General features: G+C 51.1%; 21 protein-coding genes and 1 tRNA gene. 13 read left to right on the top strand and 9 right to left on the bottom strand.

What is annotated here, in order from left to right; translation table 11 throughout:
• Window positions 1-87 precede the first annotated feature (87 nt).
• Window positions 88-954 (bottom strand): YicC/YloC family endoribonuclease, encoded by an 867-nt coding sequence (locus MJ770_RS06785; RefSeq protein ID WP_239250852.1) that lies wholly within the window; start codon window positions 952-954, stop codon window positions 88-90.
• A 259-nt stretch (window positions 955-1,213) separates the two neighbouring features.
• On the opposite strand from MJ770_RS06785, the gene rph reads away from it, so the two are divergent.
• From rph to hemW, 3 genes are all read left to right on the top strand, one after another.
• The gene (gene rph / locus MJ770_RS06780) at window positions 1,214-1,930 is read left to right on the top strand and encodes a ribonuclease PH (protein ID WP_239250851.1); all 717 of its coding nucleotides are present in this window, start codon (window positions 1,214-1,216) and stop codon (window positions 1,928-1,930) included.
• A 6-nt stretch (window positions 1,931-1,936) separates the two neighbouring features.
• Window positions 1,937-2,530, top strand: coding sequence for an RdgB/HAM1 family non-canonical purine NTP pyrophosphatase (gene rdgB, locus MJ770_RS06775; RefSeq protein WP_239250850.1), 594 nt, complete (start codon window positions 1,937-1,939; stop codon window positions 2,528-2,530).
• A 317-nt stretch (window positions 2,531-2,847) separates the two neighbouring features.
• Window positions 2,848-4,041, top strand: coding sequence for a radical SAM family heme chaperone HemW (hemW, locus tag MJ770_RS06770; protein WP_239250947.1), 1,194 nt, complete (start codon window positions 2,848-2,850; stop codon window positions 4,039-4,041).
• A 216-nt stretch (window positions 4,042-4,257) separates the two neighbouring features.
• Here hemW and trmB read toward each other — a convergent pair whose 3' ends face one another.
• The 3 genes from trmB to thiS are packed head-to-tail and all read right to left on the bottom strand — an operon-like array spanning window position 4,258 to window position 5,970.
• Window positions 4,258-4,932: a tRNA (guanosine(46)-N7)-methyltransferase TrmB gene (trmB, locus tag MJ770_RS06765; protein WP_239250946.1), complete on the bottom strand. Its 675-nt coding sequence runs from the start codon at window positions 4,930-4,932 to the stop codon at window positions 4,258-4,260.
• Window positions 4,932-5,717, bottom strand: a complete 786-nt coding sequence (locus tag MJ770_RS06760; RefSeq protein WP_239250849.1) for a thiazole synthase — start codon at window positions 5,715-5,717, stop codon at window positions 4,932-4,934. The genes trmB and MJ770_RS06760 overlap by 1 nt, the downstream gene beginning before the upstream one ends.
• A gap of 16 nt (window positions 5,718-5,733) precedes the next feature.
• On the bottom strand, window positions 5,734-5,970 hold the full coding sequence (gene thiS, locus MJ770_RS06755; protein ID WP_239250848.1) for a sulfur carrier protein ThiS: 237 nt from the start codon (window positions 5,968-5,970) through the stop codon (window positions 5,734-5,736).
• A gap of 7 nt (window positions 5,971-5,977) precedes the next feature.
• On the opposite strand from thiS, the gene MJ770_RS06750 reads away from it, so the two are divergent.
• The 6 genes from MJ770_RS06750 (at window position 5,978) to MJ770_RS06725 (ending at window position 15,383) form a co-directional block, all read left to right on the top strand.
• A tRNA-Gly gene (locus MJ770_RS06750) sits at window positions 5,978-6,051 on the top strand.
• A 314-nt stretch (window positions 6,052-6,365) separates the two neighbouring features.
• The gene (locus MJ770_RS06745; RefSeq protein WP_239250847.1) at window positions 6,366-8,903 is read left to right on the top strand and encodes a DEAD/DEAH box helicase family protein; all 2,538 of its coding nucleotides are present in this window, start codon (window positions 6,366-6,368) and stop codon (window positions 8,901-8,903) included.
• A 417-nt stretch (window positions 8,904-9,320) separates the two neighbouring features.
• Window positions 9,321-9,773, top strand: coding sequence for an IS200/IS605 family transposase (tnpA, locus tag MJ770_RS06740; protein WP_239250846.1), 453 nt, complete (start codon window positions 9,321-9,323; stop codon window positions 9,771-9,773).
• Window positions 9,764-10,072 carry a hypothetical protein gene (locus MJ770_RS06735; RefSeq protein ID WP_239250845.1) on the top strand — a complete coding sequence of 103 codons (309 nt, stop codon included), beginning with the start codon at window positions 9,764-9,766 and terminating at the stop codon, window positions 10,070-10,072. The genes tnpA and MJ770_RS06735 overlap by 10 nt, the downstream gene beginning before the upstream one ends.
• 41 nt (window positions 10,073-10,113) lie before the next feature.
• Window positions 10,114-12,777: an N-6 DNA methylase gene (locus MJ770_RS06730; protein WP_239250844.1), complete on the top strand. Its 2,664-nt coding sequence runs from the start codon at window positions 10,114-10,116 to the stop codon at window positions 12,775-12,777.
• A complete protein-coding gene (locus MJ770_RS06725) occupies window positions 12,774-15,383 on the top strand; it encodes an AAA family ATPase (RefSeq protein ID WP_239250843.1) in 2,610 nt (869 codons plus the stop codon). The genes MJ770_RS06730 and MJ770_RS06725 overlap by 4 nt, the downstream gene beginning before the upstream one ends.
• Window positions 15,384-15,462: 79 nt before the next feature.
• Here the strand turns inward: MJ770_RS06725 and MJ770_RS06720 are convergent, their stop codons facing one another.
• Window positions 15,463-15,612 (bottom strand): hypothetical protein, encoded by a 150-nt coding sequence (locus tag MJ770_RS06720; RefSeq protein WP_239250842.1) that lies wholly within the window; start codon window positions 15,610-15,612, stop codon window positions 15,463-15,465.
• A 108-nt stretch (window positions 15,613-15,720) separates the two neighbouring features.
• Here MJ770_RS06720 and MJ770_RS06715 point away from each other — a divergent pair, with 108 nt between their 5' ends.
• The 4 genes from MJ770_RS06715 to MJ770_RS06700 all read left to right on the top strand — a co-directional run bounded on the left by MJ770_RS06715 (window position 15,721) and on the right by MJ770_RS06700 (window position 19,502).
• The gene (locus tag MJ770_RS06715; RefSeq protein WP_239250841.1) at window positions 15,721-16,467 is read left to right on the top strand and encodes a class I SAM-dependent methyltransferase; all 747 of its coding nucleotides are present in this window, start codon (window positions 15,721-15,723) and stop codon (window positions 16,465-16,467) included.
• A 337-nt stretch (window positions 16,468-16,804) separates the two neighbouring features.
• Window positions 16,805-17,563 (top strand): YdcF family protein, encoded by a 759-nt coding sequence (locus MJ770_RS06710; RefSeq protein ID WP_239250840.1) that lies wholly within the window; start codon window positions 16,805-16,807, stop codon window positions 17,561-17,563.
• A gap of 170 nt (window positions 17,564-17,733) precedes the next feature.
• Window positions 17,734-18,006, top strand: coding sequence for a hypothetical protein (locus tag MJ770_RS06705; RefSeq protein WP_239250839.1), 273 nt, complete (start codon window positions 17,734-17,736; stop codon window positions 18,004-18,006).
• Window positions 18,003-19,502 (top strand): ATP-binding protein, encoded by a 1,500-nt coding sequence (locus MJ770_RS06700; protein ID WP_239250838.1) that lies wholly within the window; start codon window positions 18,003-18,005, stop codon window positions 19,500-19,502. Before MJ770_RS06705 ends, MJ770_RS06700 begins: the two co-directional genes overlap by 4 nt.
• Before the next feature lie 453 nt (window positions 19,503-19,955).
• Here MJ770_RS06700 and MJ770_RS06695 read toward each other — a convergent pair whose 3' ends face one another.
• From MJ770_RS06695 to MJ770_RS06680, 4 genes are all read right to left on the bottom strand, one after another.
• Entirely contained in the window at window positions 19,956-23,066 is a 3,111-nt protein-coding gene (locus MJ770_RS06695) for an efflux RND transporter permease subunit (protein WP_239250837.1), read from the bottom strand.
• Complete coding sequence (locus tag MJ770_RS06690; RefSeq protein WP_239250836.1) at window positions 23,066-24,376, bottom strand: efflux RND transporter periplasmic adaptor subunit; 1,311 nt, start codon at window positions 24,374-24,376, stop codon at window positions 23,066-23,068. The genes MJ770_RS06695 and MJ770_RS06690 overlap by 1 nt, the downstream gene beginning before the upstream one ends.
• A gap of 283 nt (window positions 24,377-24,659) precedes the next feature.
• A complete protein-coding gene (locus MJ770_RS06685) occupies window positions 24,660-25,094 on the bottom strand; it encodes a c-type cytochrome (RefSeq protein ID WP_239250835.1) in 435 nt (144 codons plus the stop codon).
• Between the two features lie 85 nt (window positions 25,095-25,179).
• Complete coding sequence (locus tag MJ770_RS06680; RefSeq protein WP_239250834.1) at window positions 25,180-25,854, bottom strand: DUF1264 domain-containing protein; 675 nt, start codon at window positions 25,852-25,854, stop codon at window positions 25,180-25,182.
• Window positions 25,855-26,042: the final 188 nt, after the last annotated feature.

The raw sequence follows: 26,042 nt of genomic DNA, 5'->3' as shown, positions 1-26,042 counted from the left end.
TTTGTCATACACCATCTTCATTTTCCCAGTTCAACTAACGGCAGCTTTAGATACATCTCCTGACGTGCAACAACACAAAACAAAACACTACTCCAAGTTCTGTATCTGCTCACGCATCTGTTCAATCAGTAGCTTCATTTCCATGGATGCACGCGATACTTCTGCATCGACGGACTTTGAGCCTAGCGTGTTCGCCTCGCGGTGTAGTTCCTGCATCAGAAAATCCAGACGCTTGCCCACTGCCCCACCTTTGGCTAGCACTCGCTTCATTTCTACCAAGTGCGTTTGCAGACGCGACAATTCTTCATCCACATCAATTTTGCTGGCGAACAAGGTAATTTCCTGCCGCACGCGTTCATCATCGCCTGCTTGCAGCGCTAAGCGTAAACGCGCGGCCAGTTTTTCTTCATATGCCGCAATTGCTGTTGGGATGCGCGGTGCGACCAGGGTGCATAAAGTTTCGATTTGCTCTATGCGCTGTAACAGAAAGTCTTGTAATTTGTCGCCTTCGCGGCCACGTGCTGCGGTGAATTCGTTCAGCACTTGATTCAGTAGTTCGGGCACCACGGTTTGCAGTGTGTCGGTCGGCAGAGCGGCGCTTAGCAGCACGCCATTCCAACGCAATACATCGGCGACACTCAAGCCATCTGCTTTTGGCAAGATGGTCTGCACTTCGTCGTTCCATTGTGCCAGCTGTTGTACCAGAGGCTGATTGAGCTGGGCCGGATTTTGTACGGAGGGTCGTGAGGCGAAACCAATACGGCATTCCACTTTGCCGCGCGTCAGTTTCGCTGCGAGGATCTCGCGCAACATGGGCTCCAGCATACGTAGCTCGTCTGGCATACGTAACTGGAGGTCTAAGTAACGGTGATTGACTGCACGCAGTTCCACTGCAAGCGATCCGCTGTCGAGTTCTGTTGCGGCAGTGGCAAAACCGGTCATGCTAAAAATCATTGGGACTCCAGATAATATAGTTTGAATAATTGCCCAATCCAGTTCCAACGTTAATCAAGGCCATGATTTATTTATGTCTTGCAACGCATTTTTTTGAAATATGACTTGGGCTACAGCGTGTGCATTATATGATGATTGCATGGTGTGAATTTTGATATATACCGTTTAAAACGCATCTGCAGTAGTCGCGCGGGACTAATTCTGATGACTGCGGTGGCGCAAGTTATAATGCGTGCCATTTTATTTACAGGATTATGTTATGCGTCCCAGCCAGCGGCAATCAGATCAGCTTCGTTCCATTTTCATCACACGTCATTACACCAAGCATGCCGAGGGTTCGGTGTTAATCGAATGCGGCGACACGAAAGTAATTTGCACCGCAAGTGTGGAAGAACGTGTGCCGCCACATAAAAAGGGCTCTGGTGAAGGGTGGGTTACGGCGGAATATGGCATGTTGCCACGCTCTACCGGAAGCCGCATGGCGCGCGAAGCGGCCAAGGGCAAACAGTCTGGACGGACGCAGGAAATCCAGCGTTTGATCGGACGCAGTTTGCGTTCTGTAGTGGATTTGAAACTATTGGGCGAGCGCACCATCCAAGTCGATTGCGACGTGATTCAGGCTGATGGCGGCACGCGTACTGCCAGTATTACTGGTGCTTTTGTCGCCTTGCACGATGCCGTTAGTGGATTGATTAAGCAAGGGTTAATTCAAGAGAGCGCATTACGCGATTTCGTCGCTGCAATTTCGGTGGGTATGTATCAAGGTATGCCAGTGCTTGATCTTGATTACGCCGAAGATGCTGCATGTGATACCGATATGAATGTGGTGATGACCAGTGCGGGCCATTTTATAGAGGTGCAGGGTACGGCAGAGGGCCATGCTTTCAGCCGTGTTGAGATGGATGCCATGCTCGATTTAGCGCAGTCTGGCATCACAAAATTAATTGAGATACAGCGCACGGCGCTGGGGAAGTAGCTCACCATGCATAAGCTAGTTATCGCCTCCAACAATCCGGGCAAGTTACGCGAGTTGCAGTTAACGCTTGCGTCACTCCCCATTGAGATACTTACGCAGGCGCAACTTGGCATTGAAGAGGCTGAAGAGCCTCACGGCACTTTCATTGAGAACGCGCTGGCCAAGGCGCGTCAGGTCAGCCGTATCAGTGGCCTGCCCGCATTGGCGGATGACTCTGGAATATGCGTCGATGCTTTGAACGGCGCACCAGGTGTGCAGTCTGCGCGTTATGCGGGCGATCCGAAATCAGATTCACGTAACAATGAAAAGTTATTGCAAGCGATGAACGGCATGGAGGACCGGCGAGCGCATTATTATTGTGTACTCGTGCTGGTGCGACATGCTGATGATCCGCAGCCACTGATTGCAGAAGGCGAATGGCATGGCGAAATTGCTCAGCAGATGCTCGGGGAAGAAGGGTTTGGTTACGACCCGCTGTTCTGGTTGCCGCAGCTCAACAAGATGAGTGCAGAATTAAGCCGTGACGACAAAGCACAGATCAGCCACCGTGCGCAGGCATTGGAGATTCTGCTACAAAAGCTCCGACTAGAGGAGCCTTGAGAATGCTGGCGTTGCGGGAAGCTCTCAGTTATTTAAGCCGCGCGCAGTAGCAGGCGGAGTCGTTCGCGCTGTCATTTCTAATGGCAGTACTTATCCGCATTTTTCCAGATGCTGTTGGCGGTAATCCTCGGCGTGGCCAGTGGTGCCAGTGCATACTTCCGGATAAGTTGGATTGACCGTATTGACGCCAGTCTATCTAACGCTCGTTTCATGCACGTTTGGCGTCTGCCGAAATGCGGCTTCGCCGCCCCAGCAACACCCTGCTGCAAAAGTTGACTGTTCCATATTTTCTGCTCTCCGTTGGTACAATCGCACCCATGAATATTCAACTTTCACACCCACTCAACTCCACCACGCAAACGGTCAGTTTTAAAGCTTTACCGCCATTGTCTTTGTACATCCATATTCCGTGGTGTGTGCGTAAATGTCCTTATTGTGATTTTAATTCGCATGAGGTGCGCGAGTCTCTGCCAGAGCAGGAATATGTGGCTGCGTTAGTGCGCGATCTGGAGCTGGCTCTGCCGCAAATATGGGGACGCAAGGTATACACCGTATTCATCGGTGGCGGCACGCCCAGCCTGCTTTCTGCTCAGGCGATGGATAAAATTCTCACTTCAGTACGTATGTTGTTGCCGCTGGATCATGGCGCGGAAATTACGCTGGAAGCCAATCCAGGCACAGTAGAGGCAAGCAAGTTTGCCGGCTTTCGTGATGCAGGCATCAATCGGCTATCGCTCGGTATTCAGAGTTTTAACGATACTCATCTTAAGGCGCTGGGGCGTATCCACGATGCGTCCGAGGCGCGGCGGGCGGTAGAAATCGCACAGCATCATTTTGACAACATTAATCTGGATTTAATGTACGGCTTGCCGCAGCAAACGCAGGCGGAAGCGTTGCAGGATGTGCATGCCGCGCTGGAATTTGCACCGCAACATTTGTCCTGCTACAACCTCACCCTGGAACCAAATACACTTTTCCACCGTTATCCACCCGCCTTGCCGGACGATGATTTGTGTAGTGCCATGCAGCAGGATATTGAACAAATACTTAGTAAGCATGGCTATCAACATTACGAAACTTCGGCTTTTGCACAACCCAAAAAACAGTCACGTCATAACCTGAATTACTGGCAATTTGGTGATTATCTGGGCATAGGCGCAGGCGCGCACAGCAAGCTGAGTTTTCCGGACAAGGTGCTGCGACAAGTTCGTTATAAACAACCGCAGGCCTATCTGAAACAGGTCACGCAGGATTTGCCGGTGCAGTCCGAAGAGTCTGTGAAGCGCGAGGATTTACCGTTTGAATTCATGATGAATGCGTTGCGTTTGAATCAAGGTTTTGCTGATACGCTATTTGCCGAGCGCACCAGCTTGTCTTTGCTGCTGATCCGCCGCGAATTGGAGGAGGCCGAGCAACGCGGCCTGCTTGAGCGTGACCTGCAACGCATCGCACCGACCGCGTTGGGACGGCGTTTTTTGAATGATTTACTGCAGGTTTTTTTGCGCAAGTAAGATTTTGTGGAATTGCCAGCCCAGGGATTTTTATTAAACCAAGATAATCCATTAGACCTGATTCGCGCGATGACTTCGCATTTCCCCCCTCTGAAAAAGGGGGGCTAGGGGGGATTTGAGCATTGCAGGGACACAAAAATCCCCCTTTGCCCCCTCGCAAGCTCTCCCCTTTTTCAAAGGGGGAGGCTGGTTAAATTGCCTAATGGATTATCCGGGTTAGCGCTTCTTGAACACCAAATCCCAAACGCCATGACCCAGACGCAGCCCGCGTTGTTCAAATTTAGTAAGCGGGCGATACGCCGGGCGCGGCGCATAATCAGCCACAGTATTTTCCAGTAATTTTTCGCTGCTCAATACTTCAAGTACCTGTTCAGCATAATTCTGCCAATCAGTAGCAACATGGATATACCCACCCGGTTTGATTTTCTTCACCAGTTGAGCCACAAACGCAGACTGAATCAGGCGACGCTTGTTGTGGCGCGCCTTGTGCCAAGGGTCGGGGAAAAAAATATGGACACCGTCCAGCACGTTATCGGCCAGCATGTCACGCAGCACTTCAACTGCATCATGCTGGATGATACGAATATTTTTCAATCCCAACGTTTCAATCTGTTTGAGCAAACAACCTACACCCGGCGTGTGTACCTCAATGGCAAGATAATCATTTTGCGGATGTGACTCGGCAATGGCAGCAGTGGTCTCGCCCATGCCGAAGCCGATCTCAAGGATTTTAGTCGCAGCTCTGCCAAAGCTATTTTCCAAATCCAGCGGTTGAGCAAGGTAGGGGATGCCATAAATCGGCAGGAGCTCGTCGAGGCAACGCTGTTGCCCATTTGAGGTACGCCCTTGACGCAGCACATAACTGCGAATGTGCGGGGAGCGCTGCGGTATCAACTTATTAATCCACTGGTAGGTGAGCTGGGCGAAGCGCTATACAGCTTCTTTGGCATGCGCCCGGCCAGAAAGGCCATGCGGCCAGCATCCACGGCCAACTTCATGGCAGAGGCCATCAATACCGGCTGCTGTGCGGCAGCAATGGCGGTATTCATTAATACACCATGACAACCGAGCTCCATGGCGATGGCAGCGTCTGAAGCAGTGCCCACTCCTGCATCTACAATAACGGGTACCTGCACGCGATCCATGATGAGCTCCAAATTCCACGGATTGAGGATACCCATGCCGGAGCCGATCAGCGAAGCCAGCGGCATAATGGCGACACAGCCGATATCTTCCAGTTGCTTAGCAATGATGGGATCATCCGAGGTATACACCATCACTTGAAAGCCATCCGCCACCAGGGTTTTTGCGGCAGCGAGGGTCTCCACTACATTCGGATAAAGTGATTGCGGATCACCCAGCACTTCAAGCTTGACCAGACTATGCCCGTTCAGCAGCTCGCGTGCGAGCCGCAGAGTACGCACGGCGTCGTCTGCGCTGTAACACCCCGCCGTGTTGGGTAGCAGGGTATATTTCGATGGCGGAAGAACGTCCAGCAAATTCGGCTCGTTCGGATTTTGCCCGATGTTGCTGCGACGAATGGCAATGGTGATGATCTCAGCGCCGCTGGCCTCCACCGCCGCCTGTGTTTCGGCAAAGTCTTTGTATTTGCCGGTGCCGATTAACAAGCGCGAGTTATAGCTTTTGCCCGCGATGAGCAGTGTGTCTTTGTTCATTAAATGTGTTCCGAAATTAACCGCCACCGACGGCGACCACAATTTCAAGTTGGTCGCCATCTGCCAGCAGTTGTTGGTTGAATTGTCCGCGCGGCAAGATTTCACCATTGCGCTCCAGCGCAATACGCTTGCCCGTCAGTTGCATCTGTTCGAGGAGCGTAGCGACGGAAATAGAATTATCGAATTGGCGAACTTCGCCGTTAATTGAGATTGATATCACTTTCAAGTTTTGGTCGTGTGAGGTAGCATCCATTTTACATGCGGGCGTCGTATAATGGTAATACCCTAGCTTCCCAAGCTAGCGCCGTGGGTTCGATTCCCATCGCCCGCTCCACCTTCCTGTTTTTTACCATCCCTCTCTAGTTCATATAATCCACTGCAGCTTCTGTAAGATCAGGCTTTATTGCTTTACGCAGTCCATTCGTGTCTATCCGATGGTGCGCATAAACTTCCGACTCACTCCAAAAAAGACAGTCAAGTATTTCCCTCTCAAGACTCACTTGATCATCAATCCATATTACTATTGCTCATTCTGACAGGTAACCTTAAAACATATATTAAGAATTCAATCTGTTTGGTTTGCCGAGTAACTTAAACAGCCTGGTGATTACATAGGCTCTTGTGCAACTGCAGTGATACTAAATCCGAATGGCAAACAAAGAAGCCACAGCCCGCATCAAGATCAACAAGCTGCTCGAAGCGGCTGGCTGGCGCTTTTTCGCCGTAGGTAAATTACCCGCAAATATCCAGCTTGAACCCGGCGTCACGATCAAGACACCAGACCTTGATGCCTTCGGTGAAAATTTTGAGAAATCCTCCAAGGGATTTATTGATTTCCTTTTGCTTAACGAAAAAGGTTTTCCCTTCATCGTTCTCGAAGCCAAGTCAGAAGACAAAAATCCGCTCGATGGCAAAGAACAGGCGCGCAAATATGCCACCGCCCAGAACTGCCGCTTTGTCATTCTTTCTAACGGCAACCTGCATTACTTCTGGGATCTGGAGCGCGGCAACCCCTACTTAATCACCAACTTCCCGTCACCCGCATCGGTGATGGGTTATCAGAAAACCGCTCCCGACCTCGAGCGCCTGATCGAAGAAACGGTTTGCGACGATTATGTTGCACTTACGCAGCGTCCCGGCTATGCAGCCGAAGCTGCATGGAAAAACGAAGCAGAGCGCGATGGCTTCATCGCCGCCAACAGCCTGCGTTTCCTCCGTCCCTATCAAAAGAAAGCCATAACCGCGCTGCAACGCGCCATCAAAGCCGGTAAAGAGCGATTTCTCTTCGAAATGGCTACAGGCACGGGCAAGACGCTTACCGCTGCCGCTGTTATCAAACTCTTCTTGCGCACCGACAATGCGCAGCGCGTGCTCTTCCTCGTGGATCGTCTGGAACTGGAGGAGCAAGCCTGGAAAGCTTTCAAAAAGGGACTCGCCAACGATTACAAAACTGTCATCTACAAAGATAATCGCGACGACTGGCGACACGCCGAGATCGTGGTCACCACTGTCCAGTCGCTGCTGTTCAACAACAAATATCAGCAACTCTTCTCGCCGACCGATTTTGATCTGGTTATCTCCGATGAAGCCCATCGTTCGATTGGCGGCAATGCCCGCGCCGTCTTCGATTACTTTATCGGCTACAAACTTGGCCTTACCGCCACACCGCGTGACTACCTGAAGAAATTCGATAAAACGAAACCCAACACAAAAGACCCGCGCGAACTAGAGCGCCGTTTATTGCTCGACACCTACCGCACTTTCGGCTGCGAAGATGGCCAGCCCACTTACCGCTATTCCCTGCTCGATGGCGTAAAGGACGGCTACCTGATCAATCCGACAGTCGTGGATGCACGCAGCGAAGTTACCACACAGCTACTGTCGGAAGATGGGTTTGTCGTCGACTTCAAGGATGATCAGGGCGAAGACCAGAAAGAAACGTTCAGTCAACGCGAATTTGAGAAGCGCTTTTTCTCCGATGCCACCAACCAGCTTTTCTGCAAAACATTTCTGGAACACGCGCACCGCGACCCCATCAGCGGCGAAGTCGGCAAATCCATTATCTTTGCCGTGAGTCAGCATCATGCCGCCAAACTGACGCAAATTTTGAACCTGATGGCGGACGTGATGTTCCCCGGCAAATACCAGTCCGATTTTGCCGTGCAAGTCACCTCGCAAATTACCGATGCCCAGCAATTCACCATCAACTTCACCAACAACAAGCTGCTCGGTTCGGGCAACTTCCTGCCTGCCTACAAAACCAGCAAGGCGCGTATCTGTGTCACGGTCGGCATGATGACCACGGGCTACGATTGCCCTGACCTGCTCAATCTGGGTTTGTTCCGGCCCATCTTCTCACCCACCGATTTCATTCAGATCAAAGGGCGTGGCACGCGCAAGCACAATTTCCTCGAAGAGCTGCACGATAAAGATCACAAGGAAAGCATCGAGGATGTGTGCAAGACCTCCTACAAGCTGTTCGACTTTTTCGCCAACTGCGAATACTTCGAGGAGGAATTTAATTACGACGAAATCCTCAAGCTGCCAAAACTCAAAGGTAAGGGCAGCGAGGACACGGGCGGTGGTGAGATCAGCGAAATAGAAAGCTACGAACACCTCGGCGGCGATATCGTCGACTCGCTCAAAGTTGAACAAATTACTGCCGAGGGCATGAAAATAGACCGCATGTTTTACGAGAAATTCGAGGACGCTGTACTCGAGGATGCCACTATAGCTGCAGCCGTCGAGGCAGGACAGTGGGATAAGGTGATCGATTACGTCAACCGTGAAGTCTTCGACAAGCCTGCCGAGTATTACAATCTCGACAAGCTGCGCAAAGCCGCAGCCGTGGATCGCCGCCTTGGGCTGCGTGAAATTCTTGAAAAGATATTCGGCATGATCCCGCGCTTCAAATCCAAAGACGAACTGCTGGAAGAAGAATTCTCGAAATTTGTCGCCGACTACAAACCACAGGAAGCAGAGGCCATGCCCGCGCTCAAGAATTACTTCAAAGCCTACGCTACCAGCGAGGCGCTGCGTAACATCATCGAGAACGAGGAATACACCGACCTCGCGACCAACCCGTTTTTTTCGACCCGAGATTTCAAAGCCGTGCCCAAACAATACCGCGCGCTCATCCCGAATTACATCAAAGACTACGTGCCCTTGAATCAGTTCACAGCCTGAGCCATGACACTGACTATGCGTCGATTTAATTACGGCGAATCTACCAAATTTAAAGGCTATGTCGCAGTTAGTTGTTGAAATTGATTTGTGACATTACTTGATTTCCAGTTAATCAAAAGGTTACATGAATTTATAATTATCAAAAAGTCATTTATTTTCAAATAACTGTAAAATTCACTAAACACCTATTAATCATATGGTTAGACGTTCTTGCGATTAACTAAAAATCCTTCATAATTAAACAGTTACCAAGAATCAACAAATAGCTATAACTTAGCCTGTTTAAATCCCTTGAATACGAGGGATTTAAACAGGCCGCAGCGCCAAAGGCGCATCCACATCCCAGCCTGGGGCAACGCCCCAGGAATATGAAGCCAACCATAACAAGGGCTGAAAGCCCGCCCCATTAAGACAAACATGCCGCAATCCCTATCATTGCTTATCGCCCATATTGTCTTCAGCACTAAAGACCGTGCGCCTATTCTTGATGCATCTGTCAGGCCTGCCCTTCACGCTTACCTTGCCACCGTGGCGCGAAATAACGGTAGCGAGTGTTACCGCGTCGGAGGTGTAGCCGATCATGTCCATCTTGCCGTCCGTCTTTCGCGAACAATCAGCGTAGCAAATCTCGTCGAAGAGTTGAAAACATCATCCTCTAAATGGCTCAAGACCCAATCGCCCGAGTTGGTCGGATTTTCATGGCAACGCGGCTATGGTGCTTTTTCCGTAGGCCCCTCAAATCTTGAGGATTTGCTTCGCTATATAGACAATCAGGCGGAGCATCATCGTGCCCACAATTTTCAAAATGAGTATCTGGGTTTTCTCAAAAAATACGGCATCGAATATGATGAACAATATTTATGGGATTGAACGGTAGCGCGGGCTTTCAGCCCTTGGGCGGTATAAACATTATTCCTGGGGCGTTGCCCCAGGCTGGGATAGTTTACGCCATTGGCGCATCAAAAAACGACGCTGTCGCTACGATAAGTTACACCCACAGCGCACCAAAATACAACATCGGCCCCTTGATAAATTACACTAGTGTCGCACCGAAAATAGCGCCAAAGGTGCGTTTTATCCCAGCCCAGGGCATCGCCCTGGGAATCGGAAAAGCATACCAAACCAGGGCTGAAAGCCCGCCCTATTGGCATATCTTTAAAACCCTTTAAAACTTTAAATCCCGTAAATTATTAATTCATAATCCATCACAATGTTAGACACAGACACCAAACGCCGCATCGACACCGCCCGCGACATTCTCGTCGGCAAAGTACCCGACCCAAAATCGCAGGTCGAACAAATCACCATCGCGCTGATTTACAAATTTATGGACGACATGGATCGTGAGGCCGAAGATTTGGGCGGAAAACGAAAATTCTTCACTGGCGAGTTCGCCCGCTTCGGTTGGGAAAAGCTGATGAGCAAAGGCCTGGGCGGCCATGAATTGATCGCGCTATACGGTGAAGGCATCGACACCATGCCGGAAAACCCTGGCATTCCGCCACTGTTCCGCGACATCTTCAAGAATGCCTATCTGCCCTATCGCGACCCAGAAACGCTGAAAAGTTTCCTCAAGATCATCAACGAATTCAGCTACGACCATTCCGAGCGCCTCGGCGATGCTTTCGAGTATCTGTTATCCGTCCTCGGCTCGCAGGGCGATGCGGGCCAGTTCCGTACCCCGCGCCACATCATCGACTTTATCGTCGAGATACTCGCCCCGCAGAAAGGCGAGACCATCCTCGACCCCGCCTGCGGCACGGCGGGTTTTTTGATTTCCGCCTACAAGCACATCCTGCGCAGCAACACCGACGCGAAAAATCGCAGCACGCTTACCCCCGATGAAAAAGGCCAACTCGCGCAGAACTTCAAGGGCTACGACATCTCGCCCGACATGGTGCGCCTGTCTCTGGTCAACCTGTACCTGCACGGCTTCACCGATCCGCACATCGTCGAATACGACACCCTCACCTCTGAGGAACGCTGGAACGAATACGCCGACGTAATCCTCGCCAATCCGCCGTTCATGTCACCAAAGGGCGGCATAAAGCCGCACAAGCGTTTCTCGATACAGGCCAAGCGCAGCGAAGTGTTGTTCGTGGACTACATGGCCGAACACCTCACACCGTTCGGGCGCGCGGGCATCATCGTGCCCGAAGGCATCATCTTCCAGAGCCAGACCGCCTACAAAGCACTACGCAAAATGCTGGTGGAAAATTCTCTGGTCGCCGTGATTTCGCTCCCTGCAGGCTGTTTCAATCCGTACTCCGGGGTGAAGACTTCGATCCTGATTCTCGACAAATCCATCGCCAGGCAAAGCGACAGCGTCGCGTTCTTCAAGGTGGAAAACGACGGCTACGGACTCGGCGCGCAACGACGTGCCAATGCAGGTGAACAACTCACACAGGTGCAAGCCGAACTGGCCGAATACCTGCAAACGCTACGCAGCGACGCATGCAGGGCCAACGGCCCATCACTATCCCAGCCTGGGGCAACGCCCCAGGAATACGGTGCAATAAATACGAAAGGGTTGAAAGCCTGTTCTATTTCTCGCAATGAAGATAGGGCGGGCCTTCGGCCCTTGGATGTGGCGGGTATCCGCGAACCTGGGGCAACGCCCCAGGCTGGGATGGATTGCACCGTTGGTGCGAAATTCAGGCTCGGGCTGATTGTGGCGAAGGGAAAAATTGCTGCGAATGGCGACTACAACCTGAGTGGGGAGCGGTATCGGGAGGGGGCCATCAACAAAACGCATGATTGGCCTATGGTAGAACTGGGTAAGTTTGCCCGGTTGATCAATGGACGTGCTTATAAGCAAGAAGAACTGCTTACAGAAGGCCCAACACCAGTTCTAAGAGTCGGAAATTTTTTCTCTAATCGTGGCTGGTATTACTCTAACTTGGAGTTGGACGAAGACAAATACTGCAATACTGGTGATCTGCTTTATGCTTGGTCTGCATCCTTTGGCCCGCGTATATGGGAAGGTCCTCGAGCAATCTATCACTACCACATTTGGAAAGTTGAACCGACAGAAGCCATCGATAAGTTGTTTCTGTACCATCTTCTCGAAGCTGATTCGGCAAAGATCAAAGCCGAAGGAAATGGTATTGCGATGGTTCACGCCACAAAGGGAGGAATGGAACAACGCAAATTCCCCCTGCCGCCGCTAGATGTGCAGAAGGAAATCGTGGCGGAAATTGAGGGCCTCCAGAAAGTCATCGACGGCGCCCGCGCCGTGCTCGACAACTACCGCCCCCACATTCCCATCCACCCCGACTGGCCAATGGTTGAGCTTGATGAAATTTGCGAAATCAAGTCCGGGGGAACGCCGAGTCGTCCAGTGGATGCGTATTGGAACGGCAATATTCCTTGGGTTGGATCAACCGTATGCAAAGATGGGGAAGTTACCAAGGCCGAGGAATTTATCACGGAAGAGGGGCTAAAGAACTCAGCAGCCAAGCTCTTTCCAAAAGACACTACCTTGATCGCTCTCGTCGGAGCGACGATTGGAAAAACTGGCCTTCTTAAGTTTGAATCCACGACTAATCAGAACATTGCTGGACTGTATCCTAAATCGCGAGAAGTGCTTGATCCTTTATATCTCTTCCACGCAGCACAGAGGCTTTATCCAGAGTTCATGAGGTTGGGCGAAGGGAAGTTCCGCATGGCTAATATTTCTTTCGTCAGAGAACAGAAAATTCCCCTTCCATCCCTCGCCACGCAGCAAGCCATCGTCGCCGAGATCGAAGCCGAGCAGGCGCTGGTCGCCGCCAACCGCAAGCTGATCGCCTGCTTCGAGAAAAAAATCCAAGCCACCCTCGCCCGCATCTGGGGCGAAGACGAGGAAACAGCAGAGCCGGTGATATTACAATGAATGTCCTTCAGGAAATTCTCAAATGGTCAGAGGGTCGCCCGATGTGGCAGCGCAATGCCTTACGCCGTCTCGTGCTAAATGGCGAACTCTTGGATGAGGACATGTGCTCGCTGACGGAAATCTGTAAGAGCGCGTATGGTCTGGCGGAACAGCAGGAAACGGATCCGCTCGCCAAGGAGCACATGCCGGACAGGACGGCAGGCGCTGTCCCGGTATCGCTTGTCTCGATTTTTCATCGCCGCGGCGTGAACGCGCTCGCTGAGGATCAGACCCTCAACTTTGCTTCCGGTCTAACCGTGGTCTATGGCGATAACGGCGCGGGCAAGACCGGATATATCCGCATCCTCAAGAGTGCGTGCCGGGCGCGCGGGCAAGAGCACATTCTGGGCAATGTTGTCTCCGGTACATCGCCACTCGCCCCGGTCGTTGCGATCAAATACAAAGTCGGAACCGAACCAGAACAGCGGGAGTGGGTCGGAACCGGCGAGGATGAATTCGTTTCGCGCGTGAGTGTGTTCGATACGCAGTGCGCAGCCATCTATCTCACCGAGAAAACCGATGTCGCCTTCAGACCCTTCGGTCTGGACCTGTTCGACAAACTGGTCAAAGCCTGTAAGGCCGTACGCGCAAAACTCGAAGGCGAGCAGCGCGCACTGGCTTCGAACCTTCTCACAGTTGTCCAGGTGCAAATCCCAGTAGGCACGGCCGTTGCGAAGTTCCTGGCGAACATCAGTTCGCTCACCAAGCCGGACGCCGTCCAGGCGCTCGCGTGTTTATCGGCGGAAGAAGAAGCTCAGCTTGCGCTCCTGGAAAAGTCGCTTCTCGATTTACAGGCCAATGACCCCGAGAAGCTGATTAGACACCTCACCCTGCGTGAGGGACGCTTGCAAATGCTGGCCCAGCATCTCAAGGACATGGAAGCAGCGCTTTCAGCCGATGCCGTGGCCGCCGTGTTCAATGCGCGAACCGAAGGCCGCCGCAAGGGCGAAGAAGCAAAGCGATTGCGCGAGGCGACGTTTCCAGAAGGCATGCTAGCCGGGACGGGTTCGGAACCGTGGAAGGCTCTTTGGGAATCCGCCCGCCAGTTCTCGCAGGAGTTAGCCTACCCCGGCAAGGCGTTTCCTGTCGTAGAGGACGGTGCCCATTGCGTACTATGCCAGCAGGATCTCGAACACGCGGCGGCCCATCGGCTCAAACAGTTTGAATCGTTCGTGGCTTCGACCACGGAACGCGAACTCCGGCGGATCAGGGAGAATTTCGCCCGGTTGCGCAAGGCGTTCACCGAACTCAGGACGACGACCGAAGCCGCTGAAGAAACGCTCAAGGAAATCCGCATCGAGCATGAGGCCGTTGCGGACGCTATTGCCGCAGCTCTGGCTGCGAACGAAAGCCGCCGCAAGACTGTCGTTGCGGCGCTCGCCGATGATAAGGACCTTGCCGCCGATAGTCCCGTCCTCGTGTCCGTAGCCCGTGAAACCGAGACGCTTGCCGGGGAGGTCGAGGCCCGGATCAAGACGCTACGCACCAGTGCCACCGACGAGTCACGCAAGCGCATGACTGTCGAGGCGCAGGAGCTACGCGCCCGCAAGCTGTTGGCAACGTATCAGCAGACCGTTCTTGATGATATCGAGCGCCGGAAGAAGAACGCCGCTTACGGGTTGTGCATCGAGGAAACCAAGACTCAGGCGATTACGCAGAAAAGCACTGCCGTCACGAAGACCGTCGTGTCGCAACGACTGAAGCGGAGTTTCAGCGATGAGCTGGTCAATCTGACCTTCAGCCACGTCGAGGTCGAGTTGAAGGAACTCGGTGGTGCGGAGGGCGTCTTCTACCACAAGCTCGTTCTTACGCGCGCGCCCGGCGTTGACCTGCCTAAAGTCGTCAGCGAGGGCGAGCAGCGCTGCCTCTCCATCGCGGCGTTCTTTGCAGAACTCAGCACAGCCGACGATCTGTCCGGCATTGTGTTCGACGATCCGGTGTCCTCGCTCGATTACCAATGGCGTCAGGGTGTGGCGCGGCGTTTGATTCAGGAAACCAAGAAGCGGCAGGTCATCGTCTTCACGCATGATGTCGTCTTTCTGCTACTTCTTAAGCAATTTGCGGAGGAGCTAGAGGTCGAGCAGTTTGACCAGCACGTCCGGTTCCTTTCCAAGGGTGCGGGGGTATGCTCGGAGGAACTGCCCTGGGTCGCGCTACCGATCAAGAAGAAGATCGGCTATTTGAAGAATGGCTGGCAGGCTGCCGACAAGCTCTCTCGTGATGGTCATCAGGACGCCTATGAGAAGGATGCCAAGTATCTCTACGGCTTGCTGCGCGAAGCCTGGGAGCGCGCTCTTGAGGAAGTGCTTCTTGGCGGTGTGGTCGAACGCTACAGGCCGAGCATCCAAACGCAACAAGTTGCTCAGATCGCCGATATCACCGTAGAGGACTGCAAGACAGTTGAGACGGCAATGACGAAATGCTCGAAATGGCTGCCCGGCCATGACCAAGCCGCGGCAGCCCGTGCGCCGGTGCCCGGACCGGCGGAACTCAAGGCCGATATCGAAGCACTGGACAACTGGGTTGCGACGATCCGCAGTCGTCGCAAGAAGGGTGCGGGGGTCTGAAGCCATGGAATAAACCGCCGAACTCGCCAACCACCTGCCACTCTCCTTCAAAACCCAGAAGGAGCAGGAATACATCGAGTTATTGTGGGACGCCTACACATCGAACTACGAGAACCAGAAATATCAGTTCGACTTTCTCACCTGCCACATGCTCACGATGAGCCTCGTCTATTTCAATATCTGGCAGATCAAACAGAACAAGCCCAAAGACTTCGGAATAAAGACTCATCGGTTTCAGCAATCTTGATATTTCGTAAGATGGCTCGGTCTGGCTGTTTACCGAATGGATGGTTCAAGGGACAATAAGAACCTTGCCGCATACGAGTGCTATTTTGTTATGAACAAGAAACTCAGCCCCTACGAGATGCTCCGAGTCCATGAGTCTGGCGATGCGCCCTACCAGACACATTTCGTTCCTGAAGATGTCCGAAAAATATGTGTCGAGTTGGCGCCATCGACCTATTTAGACGTGGGATGTAATCGCGGCCAATTGATTGCTGCGGTCCAAAAAGGTCTTCACAACCGTGCCGTTTGTGTCGGTGTTGAAATGAACGCGTTTGCCGCAAAAGCCGCCGAGCAGATTTGTGATCGCGTTTATTCAAATACATTTGATGCAGCAGTCGGCGGAATCAAGGCAGACTACCCGGGTGGTTTTGATGTTATTTCATTTGCTGATGTGCTTGAGCACATGTACAACCCGTGGGAGGCCATGGTTTTGGCGAAGGAATTGTTATCCGAGCGTGGAAAGTGTGTATTTCAAATTCCCAATATGGGACATCGTTCCATTATTGGCGGACTACTTTCGAATCGATTCAATTATGAGTTGATGGGTTTGCTGGATGTAACACATATCCGTTTTTTTACGCCCGGATCATTTGAAGACGCCTGCCAACAGGCCGGATACAAGATCACGCGGAAGGTGCAAGTGATGGAGGAAAACCCGCAACCTGTGCTATCTGCGTTCAGCACGCTAATTAAAAGCTCAGAGGATGTTAAAGATTTCTTGCGAATATTGGGCGTGACACAACTTGATCTTTCTCTACTGGCAATGTGGCAAATTTGTTATGTCTGTGAACCTCTATAAGTTGGGCCGGCATGAGAGTCAATCTGTGATCTGGCCGATGATGACATCAAGTTGACAGTAGTTGATGGCCATCGATGCTGGCTAAGGTTGTACAATGATGCGGCTTGCCAGCCCTTTCAATCAATCGCCGTTATATGAATTTGCCATTCTGGTATACCAAAAAAGAGGGGAAGCACTTTAGGGCGTCTCTAAAAATTCGTCATTCCCGCCTTCATGGGAGTGACGTAAATTTAAATATTGAGAGGCACCCTTTATTTATTCAGCAACATCTCGAGCTTTTTTAATAACAATATTCATTCTCACAATTTATCTCAATCACATTAACTCCGTATAAAACATGTCTGATATATTTCTGCTTAAAGCCATCGCTAAAACGCTTATTCTGCCTCCCACAGGGTTGCTGTTAGCCATTTTTTTTGGCCTGTTACTGGTACAGCGATTTCCGCGAACGGGCAGAGCGATCTCAATTATTGCGACGGTTTATCTGCTCGCACTTTCCACTCCCTTTGCTTCGTATCAGCTGATGCATTTTCTCGAAACATCGCCTCCGCTCGACATTAAGGAAGCGCGGCACGCCCAAGCTATCGTTATTCTCGGCGGCGGAATTCGAAACAATGCGTTGGAATATGGCGGGGATACAGTGGGGCGACTGACCCTCGATCGCGTGCGCTATGGTGCACGGGTCGCCAAGCAAACTGGGTTGCCAGTGCTCGTCGCCGGTGGTTCGGTGCTGAGTGGTGAACCTGAAGCAAAATTGATGCGGGAAACAATGGAAAATGAGTTCGGCGTAAAAGTTCGCTGGAGTGAAGATAAATCACGAAATACGAACGAGAATGCGCGATTCTCTGCTGCGATACTGGCTAAAGAGAATATTCAGCATGTGGTACTCGTCACGCACAGCTTTGACATGCCACGGGCGAAAGCGGAATTCACTGCGGCAGGGTTGCAGGTGATTGCAGCTCCTACCGGAATTTTAAATGGCGATCTGCAATGGCCGTCGGATTATTTGCCTGGCATGGGAGGATTGCAGGCGAGTTACTACGTTTGCTATGAGCTTTTGGCGATGTTTGTCATGCGGGCATCCTTATCTCAATAAATTCGCCACAAGTGATTGATGATATTTATCATTCGCTGCTTGTATTGCAACATCAAAGTACTTTGATAACATTCCGCGTACCAAATTGATGGCAGCTTATTCATTATCAACAATGCCCATTGCGATACACTCACTCGAAATAACATTCGATCAGGGCATTTTATTGCACCATGCCACGCATTTTTGACAACATCTCGCAAAAGCTACTGGACGCGTTGCATTCAACGCTTGCAACTTCGAAACGTGAAGATTTTTGTGCGGGTTATTTTAATCTGCGCGGCTGGCAGGCGATAGATCATCTTATTGCGGATTGGCGTTCAGAAAGTGGCCAAATTTGCCGGGTGTTGGTGGGTATGCAGCGTCCGCTACAAGAAGGGATTAAGGCGCTTAAAATGGCGGCAGCCAACGCTTACCGCGATGTAGAAAGGGGATTGATAAAATGATTGAAATCGACCCCACTCAAGCAGCAAACCTCATCAACAAGATACTTGCCCTGCCCGAAAGCCGCACGCTGGATTTTAAGCGCGTCTCCGGTAAGATGGTGGGCAAAGCACTGGAAACACTGTGCGCCTTTGCCAATACCGATGGCGGTGCGCTGGCCCTGGGTGTGGAAGACCCGCATAAATCATCGGGTACGGCTCGTTTCTATGGTGTTCAGGAAAACCCCGAAGCAGTAGACGAACTGCAACGCAAGTTACGCACAGAGTTTCAACCGCCAATTCCAATTGAAACCTTCCGTTTTGTGCACGTTCCCTGCACTTTGCGCGATGGTACTGCCGGGCACTTGCTACTGGCGCATGTGACGAAGAGCGACAAGGTACATTCGATTGTGAATGACGGCACATGGATACGACTGGAAGCAGGTAACCGCCAAATGACCGCCGCTGAAATCACCGAACTTTCCTATCAGCGCGGCGTGAGGAGCGTAGAAAGCGAACCGTTGCCAATTAAATTGGAACTATTAACGACTGATGCATGGGCACGCTTTGTGGCGGCACGCGGATTGAAAAGTGGTACGCAGGCCGAACAGCTTTGTCGCATCGGATTGGCCGAAAAAATGAGTGGCGAAATCTTGCCACGACTTGCGGCGGTGTTGCTATTTGCCGACGAACCAGGCAGCTTGCTGGCGGCGCATAGAAAGCGTGCCGATATTCGTCTGATGGTGTATGACGGGAATGCGGTGACAGCCGGGCCAACACCCAATTTGCGCAAACAGCCTAAAACAATACGCGGGCCATTGATAGATCAGATCGACGAAGCCATACGGGCGGTGCAAGATGAATTGGCGCAGGGCGTTACCCTTTCCAGCAGCGGCTTCAAAACACGACACGTTTATCCTGACCGAGTGATGAAAGAGGCGATTGTGAATGCGGTGATTCATCGCGACTATCGCCTAAACCGCGACATTTTCATCCGTATTTTTGATAACCGCATCGAAGTGGAAAGTCCGGGTATATTTCTGGGTGCAATCACGCTTGCCAACATTGCGTCTGCTGGTTCAAAAGCACGAAATACTTTGATTGCCACTGCATTGCGGGAGTTTCCATCGCCGCCCAACATTGATGCGGGTGAGGGCGTGCGTATGATGTTCGCCGAAATGGCGGCTGCACACCTCTACCCGCCTCAGTACGCACAGAATACTGCGACAGCCGTTGAAAGCGTGACGGTCACGCTGCTGAATTTGGAACGCCCGAGCGTGTGGGATGAAGTCAGCGACTGGATTGACCGTAAAGGCCAGATTGCCAATATCGACTTGTGCCGGATTGCCCAAGTGGACACGCTCAAGGCTTCTCGTATGCTTAAAACATGGTTGGAACAAGGTGTGCTTGTAGCCCTTGCCAACCGTGCCAAGCGCAACATGGCTTACACCAAATCTACTCTAGTAGATAAGCCGGGGGATTTATTTTCATCGCCAACTGATTTTAACTCGGGGAGTTAGTACAAGCACTTAATAATCAGCTGTATGAATAAAGTTTATTATCATCAACTAAAGATAACAAACTCTGTTTTTCAAAAAAATAAATATAAATCAATGTACTAAATAAATGTTTATTATCTTGCTTGAAAAAATTCGGAGCTAACGCTTGTTGGCAATCGTGATTTACTCAGCTAGCCGCTGACCAGATTTTCATCTCATGCCAGTGTCTCGGCACGGTAATTCGGGCGGAGACAGTTTATACGATCAAAGAGTCGAGCAACAAAAATCCCATTAGACGCTGTGCAAGCGCAATTAGCATCAGCCTGGAAATAGGCGGTAGATTCCGTCAACTTGGCTTCCCACAATCTAATCAATGCTTGAGCAGCGCATTAGCACAGCGAATTATGGAGTGCTGTGAAGCGGGCAAGATGTAACATCGCTGACGCGATACAGGTCCATAGCAGCATTCCTTGATTAGTCCTTAACAATTTCCCGCCCTTGCCACCACGAGTAAAGCACTGGGATAACGATTAGCGACAACAGCGGAGCCGTTAGCATGCCGCCTACTAACGGCGCGGCAATGCGTTTCATAACTTCTGAACCGGCACCTTGGCTGAACATTACCGGCAGCAGGCCCACCACGATGACCGAAACGGTCATCATTTTTGGGCGGATGCGCAACAGTGCTCCCTGAATAATGGCGTGGTGCAAATCGCGACGATTGTTCAAACGTCCGGCACGACGTAAGTCTTCGATGGCATTGTCGAGATATAGCAGCATGACTACGCCAAATTCGGTGGCTACGCCAGCCAGCGCAATAAAGCCCACCGCTACGGCTACCGATAAGTTATATCCCAGCGCGTACACCAGCCAGAAGCCGCCGATCAAGGAAAACGGCAGGCACAGCAGCACCAACAGCACTTTGCCAAAATGGCGAAAGTGCATGTATAGCAACAAGATCACCAGTATCAAAGTCAGCGGGATGACCCACTGCATGCGTTCTTTGGCATGTTGCAAGTTTACATACTGGCCCGACCAGGCAATGGCATAACCGGGCGGCAACGTCACCGATTTTTCCAGTGTGCGTTTGGCTTCGCTCACATAACCGCCCAGATCGCGCTCGGCGATGTCGATATATACATAGGCGGTCAAACGTGCGTTTTCGCTTTTTATTTCCGAAGCCCCCTCATTGAAGTGCAAATGAGCCAATTCGCCCAACGGCACTTGCTCCCCGGAAGGCAGGATGATTCTGCTTGCCGCCAGTGCCGGTAGTGAATCGCGCATGGCACGTGGATAACGCAGGTTGATCTGGAAGCGTTCACGCCCATCAATCACTGTGCCGATGTTTTCGCCACCGATTGCGCCTTGCACGAGGCGCTGCACATCGGCCACGGTAACGCCATAACGTGCGGCTTGAGTCCGGTTAATGTCAATGTCGAGATAACGCCCGCCAGTGGAGCGGTCAGCAAATACGGTACGCGTGCCGGGCACGCTTTTGATCGCCGCCGCAATTTGCTGAGCAACATCAGTGATGCCAGCAAGATCCGGGCCGGTGACTTTAATTCCCAACGGGGTTTTGATACCTGTGGAAAGCATGTCTATACGGGTGCGGATCGGGTAACCCCAGGAATTGGTGAGTCCTGGCAGGCGCACTTGCTCGTCGAGTTTTTGTATCAATTGCTCTATCGTTTCTCCCGCTGGCCACTGGTCACGCGGCTTCAGCAGAATGGTGGTTTCCAGCATCGAAAGTGGTGCCGGGTCGGTCGCCGTATCGGCCCGTCCGGCCTTGCCGAATACTCGCTCGACTTCCGGCAGTGCAAGGATAAGACGATCGGTGATTTGCAAAATATTGGCCGCCTCGTCTACGGATAAGCCGGGCAGGGTTGTTGGCATATACAGCAAGTCGCCTTCATATAGTGGCGGCATAAATTCGCTACCCAGCTTTGACAGCGGCCATGCTACGGTAGCTAATAGCAGTAGCGTGGCGAATATGGTCAACTTGCGTTTGCTTAAGGCGGCCAGCAGGACTGGCCGGTACAGGGTTTGTAATATGCGGTTCAGCGGATTGCGCTGTTCTGGACGAATGCGTCCACGAATGAAATAACCCATCAGCACCGGTGTGAGCGTGATCGCCAGGAACGCGCTGGCGGCCATCGCGTACGTTTTTGTGTAGGCAAGGGGAGCGAATAACTTGCCTTCCTGCCCATCCAGCGTTAACACCGGCAGAAAGGAGACGGTAATTACCAGTAGCGAGAAGAACAGGGCTGGGCCAACTTCCAGTGAGCTTGCCTTCACCACCTGCCAATAATCGGGTTTAGCTCCGGCACGCTCCAGATGTTTATGCATGTTTTCAATCATCACAATGGCAGCATCGACCATCGCACCGATGGCGATGGCGATGCCACCCAGCGACATGATGTTGGCGCTGATGCCCTGTTGTTTCATGATAATGAAAGCGGCCAAGATGCCGACGGGTAATGTTACAACTGCCACCAGCGATGAACGCAGGTGAAACAGGAATAGCAGGCAGACCAGAGCGACTGCCAGTGATTCCTCGATCAGTTTCTCGCGTAAGGTGCTGACGGCACGATTGATCAGGCCGGAGCGATCATAAGTGACAACTAATTCCACACCTTGGGGCAATCCTGCTTTCAGTTCTTGCAAGCGCGTCTTGACTCGCTTTATCGTTTCTAGTGCGTTGTTGCCATAGCGCATTACGACGATGCCACCCACTACTTCGCCCTCACCATCGAGATCAGCAACGCCACGACGCACTGCCGGCCCAGTCTGGATATGTGCCACATCCTGCAAGCGGATGGGGATGCCTTGTCCGTCTGTGCCGAGCGGAATTTGCCGGAAATCATCCAGTGTTTTGAGGTAGCCGCGCGCCCTGATCATGTATTCAGCGCGCCCCATTTCTACTACTGATCCCCCGCCGGTCAGGTTGTTGTCGCGTACTGATTGTGCCACTTGGTCCAGTGTCAGTTTATACGCGGCCAGCCGTGTCGGATTTACTTCTATCTGGTATTGCCGCACCATTCCACCGACACTCGCTACTTCGGCGACACCGGGCAAACTTTGCAATTCGTATTTCAGAAAGAAATCTTGTAGTGCACGCAATTGGTCGGGATCGTGGCGATGCTGACGGTCGGTTAGCGCGTATTCAAAAATCCAGCCTACGCCGGACGCATCCGGCCCGAGTAACGGCGTGACGCCTGGCGGCAGCTTTCCCGCCATTTGGCTCAGGTATTCGAGCACGCGGGTGCGTGCCCAATAGGGATCAGTTCCATCCTTGAAAATGATGTAAACAAATGACTCGCCGAACATGGAAAAGCCGCGAACCGCAGTAGAACCGGGTACCGACAGCAATGCCGTGGTAAGCGGATAAGTCACCTGGTCTTCTACCGCTTGTGGAGATTGACCGGGATAAGTGGTTTTGATGATGACCTGGACGTCAGAAAGATCGGGGATTGCATCCAGTGCGGTATGACGCAAGGAATAAATGCCCCAGGCACTGATCAAAGCTGCAAGCAGCAAAACCAGCAGACGGTTGCGTAATGACCAAGTTATAACGCTTGCAATCATTAATGTTTGTGCGATTCCTGCATGCGTTGCGCGGCGTCATGCAGCGACGATGCCGCATCCAGCAGAAACTGGCCATTTACTGCGACTTCTGCGCCTTCCAGCAGCCCATCTACAACCTCGATCCAGTCTCCGCTTTCGATCCCTGTTTCGATATTAACAGGAAGGAAATGCCCCTCTCCTCTGGACAATATTACCCAATCTCCTTGTCCAGTGTGCATGACTGATGATCGCGGCAAAACGAGGGTTTCGTAAGGTTCGGCGTGGATGATAACGTCAACAAAGCTGCCAGGACGCAAGCGAAGATCGGTATTTTTCAGCGTTACCCTGGCGTTGATTTTATTGTTTTCAGCAAGCGGATTAATAAAGTCGAGCTTGGTCTGGATTTCCTCCCCATCGAGGCTTTTTATGGTCACGGCATCACCCTTCTTTACCCGGCCAGCCTGATCGGGGTAAAGCGTGATATCAACCCATACCGTGGAAACATCAGCCAGTGTAAACAGAGTGGTGGCAGGCGTAACAAAGTTACCTTCGCGCGCATTAACTTGTGTCACGACACCTGACTGACCAGACAGTATTTTAACCATATCAATTGGTTGAAGAGAGTCTTCCATATTGAGAACTGATTCAATGCCAATATCTTCATAGAGAAATTTAGTTCTTTCTCTGGAAAGGTCCTGCAGAAGTTCTATCACATATCGGTTGCCCTCTAGCGGGGAAATATTGCCTATCGTTTCTAACGTCTGATCACGGCGTTCCATAAATCTCAAGTAATCTTCCTGCTGTGCAATCAAATCAGGAGAGTAAATCTCATAGATGACTTGTCCATTGCGGATCTGCTGTCCTACAGAATTGATATTTAGCTTTTTGATCCAGCCATTGAATTTGGTATGGACGTTATAAAGTGTATTTCCATTGAACGTTATGTTCCCATAAGTACTGATTTGCTGACTGAGCGGGGCTAATTTTATACTTTCCAACCTGACACCAAGCTTCTGAATGGTTGCGGTATCGACATGAATACCAAGGTTGTGATTGTGCGTTGCGGAATTTTTAGATTGGACCAGATCCATGCCGCAAATCGGGCAATTGCCCGGATGATTCTGCATGATCTCTGGGTGCATCGGGCAAATCCATATTTTTTCCTGTCTGGCTTTGCCTATCTCAGATAAAGATAAGGTCTTGGTCTCAGGCGTTGCGGTTGGAGTCGTTTGAGTATCGAGCCAAGTAATAGAAATGCGCTGACTGAAGAAATACCAAGCCAGAATGACGATTCCTAACAGTACTATCCCTGCCGCTATTTTTTTCGTCATACTGATGTTCCGATTCCATCTGGCCTATCGCTAAACAATGCGCTTCATTTGCGATATAACTCCTACGTCCTTCTAATTTAAGAGGCAAAATTTATTACCTTCGCAACTGCTGGACTTAGAAGGAATTGGCTGAAAACTTAGCTGAACGGTGACTATTTCACCGCTTTTTTTAAGTCTGACAGGTTGCTAGAGGTATAAATAATATTCGAATGCCCTAGTCCCATGGCGGGCAAGGGTGCGTTGCAAACTTGATGAGGAGGAAGGATTGCCTTTTAAAAAAGGTCTACTTTCCCTCGAAGGTACGTATATATTGAATCACGTTCCAACCATCTTCCTCGTTTATATCCGTTCCAACCCGAATCGGCATTCCAGTTCCCGGACTTCCATTTTTTAAAACCCACATTAATTCTCCGTCAGTGCGAAGTTTCTGCCATTTTGCATCGGTAAAATCACGTGCAGAATGCCCTGGTAGACTGACGCCTGTACCATCCCTGCTATGGCAAGTTACACAAAGTCCAGCCCCAACATAAATTTTACGGCCTGCTTCAATTCGCTCTGGTGTTACGGGATAAGGACTTTTTACTTGCTGTTCGTGCTCAATAATCGCCTTAGGTACACGCGGCTCGTACACGTCCTTGTGAAAAGCCAATGTGCTTTGCGAGCAGACGCTCAGAAAGATAGCAATCCATACCCACGCATTTTTCTTTATAAAAAACATGACATCACCTCACATTTAAAATAAAAAGACACAGAATTCATCCCGTCATGGACAAACCCCGTGTCTCTTTAAGAAATAAAGAAACTTATTTTTTAGTTGCGTAATAGTTGTTGCTTGACGACCCGCTGCTTGACGACTCTTGGTGGTTCGCCCCGTGGTCGTGGTCGTGGTTCGCCCCGTGGTCGTGGTCGTGGTTCGCCCCGTGGTCGTGGCTCGACTCGTGGTGGCTTGACGATCCTTTACTCACAATTTTTCCATGTCTCGCTTCCCAATTTCCAACTGATTGAGGAATGTGGACAGAACCGTCAGGAATAGGGGCGCCTTCAGGCCAGAGATGGAAAATAATGCCGTCGGTGTTGCCTACATATTTCGCCAAGGCTTCTTGCTCTTTTGGGTCAGTTGGATTAATTATAGCAACGCGACCAGTGTCTATCTCCTCCTGGTGATCGTGCCAATTTTGCGTATGTGACCATTTTGGTAAGGACGTTCTGGCGAGCCTTTTGGAGACCATGTATTCGACTTCTGTCATACGAGCATTGGGCTGAGTTGATTCAAACAGAATGCATTGAATTATATCGGCATTAATTGCTTTGCAGTAATGATGATATGGGCCCATAATTTCTCCATTCATAACATGTGGAGCCGCAACATGAATTGTATAACCGGCCAGAGGACCATTGGCCGCAGCAACAGCTGGGGCAGACAAAAAACCAGCCGCGATTAGCGAGGAAACAAGAACACAGACTTTTTTAATTTTCATAATTAATCACCTTATAAGTTTGTATCGTTTAAGTTCGGATGATCTCCATCAGGTTCTATGCCAATACATTTTCATTTGTGGACTCTAATCCCCTCTTTTCGAAAATAGACATTCCAACGCGTTGGAGTCTTAATCATATTAGCTTTTATAACTAAGGGGCGCAATGTTATGTGATATGCCCGACTTTA

The sequence above is a fragment of the Candidatus Nitrotoga sp. M5 genome, from assembly GCF_927904885.1.
GTDB lineage: Bacteria > Pseudomonadota > Gammaproteobacteria > Burkholderiales > Gallionellaceae > Nitrotoga.
Note: the sequence above shows the minus strand (reverse complement) of the source record. Positions and strands in the feature narration are given on the sequence as shown.